Genomic DNA, 5,436 nt, shown 5'->3' with positions numbered 1-5,436 from the left:
GTAGAGTTAGACCCTACCCGTGGGGGTGAAATGGCAAAGACACGGCCATGTGTAGTTGTCACTCCTTCAGATTTGAATATGTACCTTACAACAGTAGTCATTGTTCCGATAACCTCAACGATAAGAAATTATCCTTACCGGGTTCTGTGTTCTGTAGCCGGGCGTGAAGGAGAGATAGCCACTGATCAAATTCGCACGGTGGATAAAAGCCGGCTGAAAAGAAAGATTGGAGATTTGAATTTCAGTGAGATAAAAAGGTTACGTGAAGTATTTCAGCAAATGTTCTGTGAATAATGGAAAGTACGGAAAGAAAAATGCAAATAAGACATTATGAAACCAACTGACTACATCGAATGGGATAACCTGAAGGATATTCCATTCTTCCTCTGTCAAGTAGTCGAGGACAGAGAAAAACAAGATTTGGATATTTACTATTTGGGCAAACGTGTCTTGCACGATTACGACCATGTGGGGCACTATTTGCGGACTGCCGTTATCTTGTTCCGCAGGGTAAAGAGCCGCACAGCAGACTGGGTAAACCTGCGTAACCTTTGGACGCTGCGCAACTGTGTGCGTGAGAACTACAATCACGGCATAGGAATGAACGACCTTATTTTTGGGGAGAATTTCGATGGAGATAATCTCGATACGCTTACACCACTTACAAAGAAACGCTTTGATTTTTTGTGTAAGCGGATTAAGGAACTTGACCCATATGCAACTATTTAACACTCCATTGAGTGAAGGCAGGGCTTGTCTTTGTGTGCTCCCCCTTTGGGGGACGGGAGGGGGATAAGAAAAAAAATACCACCGGAGATGTCGGATATCCGTCAATTCACTCCGGTGTTTTTTTTGCAACTCTCCCGTATCGCTCGGCAAGGGTTGTCTTTGTGTACGGCAAAGATAGTTTTTTTTCCGGAAGTATCTTTGTCTGTTGTGGATTTAGTAGTGTATTTGTGTCAGAATTGCGCAGCCGGGGGAATGGGGGCGAGCCCCCATACTAGATAAACTAGAAAGTTTCGTGGTAAATGCTTTTTGACTTGTTATATGTAGGTTTTTTGAATGATGTTTGGCGGTTTGGAATGAATTACCTACTTTTGGGCTGAGAAAAAACGAAAGCCCGAAGGCAGTAACCAACGGGCTTTGTATTTTAAGAATTAGCAATCGTTTGTGTTCGTTCTTGGCGGGGCGGATACCAAACGAAAGCCACATCAAAATTTCATATGTGCAAAGATAGAACAAATATAACCAACTGCAAAGAAAGTCCGTTAAAAAACGGTTCTGATAGTCTTAAAAAAAAGGCTAAAGTAAAAATCATATCCCATAATTTTACTCGAAAACTTTCGGAAAAGAATCCGGATAGTAAGCTGATGAAAGCATATATGGATGCCCATGTGTGTTCAAATGTTTATACTGTGCAGGGAGGTAAGGCGCATTCCCATTATTGTCATCGGGCTTTTTGTCCTATCTGTCAGCGTATTCAAACGGCACAAAATGTAAAGAAGTTCCTTCCGGTTATGAAGTATTTGGCTTCGGAAGGCAGAGAGTTTTATTTTGTGACGCTTACCTTGCAAAATTGTGTAACCGATGATGCAAGGGTATTGCGAGATTTCATGCGTAGATGTAACCGGATGTGGGCTGATGGTATAAGGACGAAACACAAGTTTCGTTCACTTGGTATTTCGGGGGTGATTAAGAAGGAGTGTACCTATCATGTAGTAAAAAAGGATTTGTTTTCGTTCCATTATCATTTTCATATTATTGTTGATTCATTGGAAGCTGCAAAATATGTAGTAGCCCAATGGAAGAAATTGCATGGTAGTACGGTTGCTGATGCCCGTTTTCAGAAATATAAGAAGATAGAGGATTTTGAAAATGCAGCGATAGAGGTTTTTAAGTATGCTTCAAAGGCTTCTGTCTCAAAATCGAAAGGTCGTGACGGTAAAAAAAAGATTCAGATAAATTATAAGGCTTTGGATATGATTTATACTGCCATGCATGGGATGCAGCGCATGAGTAGTTTCGGACAGTTCCGCACCATGATCGGAGATGAAGCGTTGAATGATTTTAGAGATGAGGATTTGGTTCTTAATATTGAGGGATTGAATGTTGAAGATGGTTGTTATACTTGGTATATGTCTGTGAAAGATAAGGTGGCTGATTGGTATAATATGGAAACTGGGGAGGCATTGTGTTGTTATAAGGTCACCCGGAAGGATGAACTTTTGCAGGATATTTATTTAGATGAGGATATTTTTCCTAATAGTGGGTAGTTGTTAGTTTGTTGTATTGTTTTCTTGGTATGGTGTGAGTTCTATGTATTCTCTATTCATGAAAGGATCGCCAAATTTTCCACTTCTGTCATAGAAGGAAAATTTGTTTTTAGTTAGCTCGTCTATGTCCCAGTAATGTTCTCCACCAAAATAAATGGTACTGAAACTTGGATCACCGAATGACCATTGTCCGTAGATATTGGCTTCTTTTTTATTTCCTTGTTTGTCGATTTCTATATTTGTACGGGTATATGTTCCGTTTTTATTGAATTTGTATGTACCTTGCCAGACACTGCCGTTTTCGTCTGTTGTTTTTTTACCAGCCCATGTAATATCACAAATTAATGAGATTATGCTTTCTTCTCCATGGTTGTAGTATCCTTGTTTTTCAACACATCCGGTGTTTGAAATAAGAAAAAGTGATACTGTTGAAATAAGTAAAGAGATATGTATTATTCTATTCATAGTTAAATATTTAATATTCAATGCAAAAATAGGAGAAATTTTATATTTTTGGGCGAAACCTTTATTTATTAACTTTAAAAAAGGAGGATTTATGAAAAAAGTAATGTTTATGTTCATCAGTCTACTGACTGTTTTGGGTGTTTGTTCGTGTAATGATAATGAAGTAATAGAACCTGTGGTTAGTGATTCTGTATCTGATATGGAGGTCTTATCTCGTTTTGTTGATGTAAATGAGATTACAAATGAATACTATTTCAATGAGAATAAGAAAACGAGGGCGTTGTCTTATGTAACAGGTTCGGATTGGCAGGATTTAGAAAAAGTTAGTCCTTTGAGTATTGAGAAATATAAGAATAACCTGCAGGTTTTAAATGCTCAAGTGGCAAGTGCTATTTCAAATCCTAATACCGCTTATGTTGTTTTTTCTGTAAATGGAAAGACTTTGGTTAAAAAGGTGAAGGAGGATGCTAATTTTGATTTTTCAGTATTTAGGGATGTTGTAACGGAAACGAGGGCTGTTCTCCCTTCTTTGAGTATTAATGGAGGTTCTCAAAGCACTACCGGAGTTTTTTACGATTCCAGTCGTACTTTAAAGATGCAAGTTGATTTGAATGCTTCAATACAGAATAATTATTATTTCTTTGAAGTATTAAATCCTAATGCTAAACCAAGTCCGGATGATAATATAACGACACCTGAAAGTGTTGCTTTTAGTGGAACTGGACCGTTATGGAGTAACACTTTCACTTGGACTTCGTATTGGGATGCAAATGTACCTGGTCAAGGTTTTAAATGGGAGTTTAAAGGAAAAGGTACTACTCCTTCTTTTGGTTTTATAGCTAATTGCACCTTTAGTCGTTAAAAAATGAACGGGATTTAATTTGAATTGCACTTCTCAAAAAAGAGAAGTGCAATTCAAATTAGTGTCTTTCTATCGGTGTAGCCAGTTACCGTTATCTAAAGTCTTTTGTAGTGTATTCCAAAGTTCTTTAAGAAAGTTTTTAAAGTGGATGTTATTTAGCCAAATTGTAGTAATACCATTCTGACTTTTGGAGATATCTATTTTCACGTTTTTAACTTGGTATGATTTTCTCTTGTCTTTATCGTAAAGGTTTCCAGTGTAGTATATTTCCTTTCCAATAAGAAGTTGTCGGATATCTTTATTTTGTATTCCCATAGTTTGGAGTTCCTCTATATTTTCCTGTGCATTTTCCATTTCCGGAAAAAGGTTGGTTATGGGTTTTAGTTTGGATGCTTCTGCCTTTATCTGTCTGTCGGTTGTTTCCTGTACCCTTCGCATCTCGATGTTGTTGGTTCTTAATTGTCCTTCTAAATTTTGATTCTTGAATGAGAGGTTATAATTTTCTTTTTTGAGGGTTTCAATTTCTTTGGCTTGTCGTTTTACTTCCCCTACATTAAAGACGCTTGTAACGGCATTAAATACGGTTTTTCCGGCTTTTGCGGCAGCTTCTTTGGCTTCGTTGATGTGTATGTCGGTTTTCATGCTGTTTAGCTCTTTTTGTGCCGTACTAAGTTCCTTTTGGACTGTGGTGATTTTCTCGGTTCCGGCAGTGTATGCCCTGTTTAGTTGCTCGATGTCTTTTTGAAGTTGTTCAGCTTTCTCTGTTTCCATTTTGTTTTTGTATTGCATGGCCGACAAGTGTTTCTTGTCTGAAGAAACTCCACGTTCCATGTTGAGACACTCTGCTGTTATAGTCTGCATCTCCGCCATGTCGTGTCTGTTCAGCTTTACAGTTTTTCCTGTATGGCCGTCCGTCCAGTCAAAGATCATGTGCGCATGATAGTTCGGTTTCCATGCTTCTTCCTTTCCGTCCCATACGTTTGCGCCTTCATCCTTATGGGTGTAGATTTGGAAGGCGTGCACTCCAAAGCGTTCTTCCAGTTTTTCGGCCAAGTCTTGAAGCTGCTGGATTGTGGTTTCCTCGCTGATTACTATTACCCCTTCCCGGATTGGGGTAGCTTTCTTCTGTAATCCTTGTCCGGTGGCTTCCTTGTATTTTTCCGTTATGTCCCGATGTACTTCGGCAATGGAACATTCTACCCACTGTTCGTTGCGGTGTGTGAGTTCCGGACGGATGTAGTCGAGCTCCTTGCTTCTTAAGTTGTGACGTTCCGAGCTGCCTATATTGCAGGCTTCCACTCTGATACATGTCTTTGCCATATCTTTAGGTTTTAGGTGTGTATGTCTGTTTAGAAGATGTGGCGTGAAACGTCACATCGCACGGGGTCGAGGGGACACCCCTCGCACACAACCCCTTTAGGGGTTATAGTGTGCTATAACCTTTTGCAAAGGTAAGCCTTCCGGACGGGATTTGCAAGCGCTCTGCCATGTGTTCCGGATGTGCTTGGGAACAGAAGCCGGACAAAAGGGAAAAGGACACAAGGCACAATAAAAAATCATCGGTCGGGGAGCGCTGCACGGCAAGGGGGTGCACCAACACTCCCGACGAGTGCAGCCATTGACAGGGTTCTCGGTGAAAATGGAAAAAAGTTGTTTTTCCTTTTGTTATTGTTATAACTTTACATATATTTGTATCGTGATAATCAATTATAAAGTTATAACATTATGGTAACGAATATTATTCAGATTGGAAACAGCAAGGGGATAATACTTCCTTCCGAAGTATTGAAACAGTTGCGTTTGTCCTTGAAATCGGCTGTGAGCATTTCTTTGGAC

At 39.4% G+C, this 5,436-nt stretch carries 6 protein-coding genes; 4 read left to right on the top strand and 2 right to left on the bottom strand.

Annotation, left to right across the window (positions count from 1 at the left end; genetic code table 11):
* The 3 genes from DW862_RS25320 to DW862_RS25305 form a co-directional block, all read left to right on the top strand.
* The coding region (locus tag DW862_RS25320; protein ID WP_133304346.1) for a type II toxin-antitoxin system PemK/MazF family toxin at positions 1-294 on the top strand (294 nt) is incomplete at its 5' end.
* A gap of 36 nt (positions 295-330) precedes the next feature.
* Positions 331-729, top strand: a complete 399-nt coding sequence (locus DW862_RS25315; RefSeq protein WP_005799260.1) for a hypothetical protein — start codon at positions 331-333, stop codon at positions 727-729.
* 641 nt (positions 730-1,370) lie between these two features.
* Positions 1,371-2,273: a protein rep gene (locus tag DW862_RS25305; protein ID WP_225538865.1), complete on the top strand. Its 903-nt coding sequence runs from the start codon at positions 1,371-1,373 to the stop codon at positions 2,271-2,273.
* Positions 2,274-2,276: 3 nt separating this feature from the next.
* On the opposite strand, the gene DW862_RS25300 is transcribed toward DW862_RS25305, so the two are convergent.
* Positions 2,277-2,738: a hypothetical protein gene (locus DW862_RS25300; RefSeq protein ID WP_005812785.1), complete on the bottom strand. Its 462-nt coding sequence runs from the start codon at positions 2,736-2,738 to the stop codon at positions 2,277-2,279.
* Positions 2,739-2,829: 91 nt separating this feature from the next.
* Between DW862_RS25300 and DW862_RS26095 the strand changes: the two genes are divergently transcribed.
* The gene (locus DW862_RS26095; RefSeq protein ID WP_005799241.1) at positions 2,830-3,600 is read left to right on the top strand and encodes a hypothetical protein; all 771 of its coding nucleotides are present in this window, start codon (positions 2,830-2,832) and stop codon (positions 3,598-3,600) included.
* Positions 3,601-3,669: 69 nt separating this feature from the next.
* Here DW862_RS26095 and DW862_RS25290 read toward each other — a convergent pair whose 3' ends face one another.
* The gene (locus DW862_RS25290) at positions 3,670-4,920 is read right to left on the bottom strand and encodes an NBU/pMV158-type mobilization protein (RefSeq protein WP_005799237.1); all 1,251 of its coding nucleotides are present in this window, start codon (positions 4,918-4,920) and stop codon (positions 3,670-3,672) included.
* Positions 4,921-5,436: the final 516 nt, after the last annotated feature.

Origin of the sequence: Bacteroides sp. AM37-9, from assembly GCF_003603455.1 — a bacterium.
Lineage (GTDB): Bacteria > Bacteroidota > Bacteroidia > Bacteroidales > Bacteroidaceae > Bacteroides > Bacteroides xylanisolvens.
Note: the sequence above shows the minus strand (reverse complement) of the source record. Positions and strands in the feature narration are given on the sequence as shown.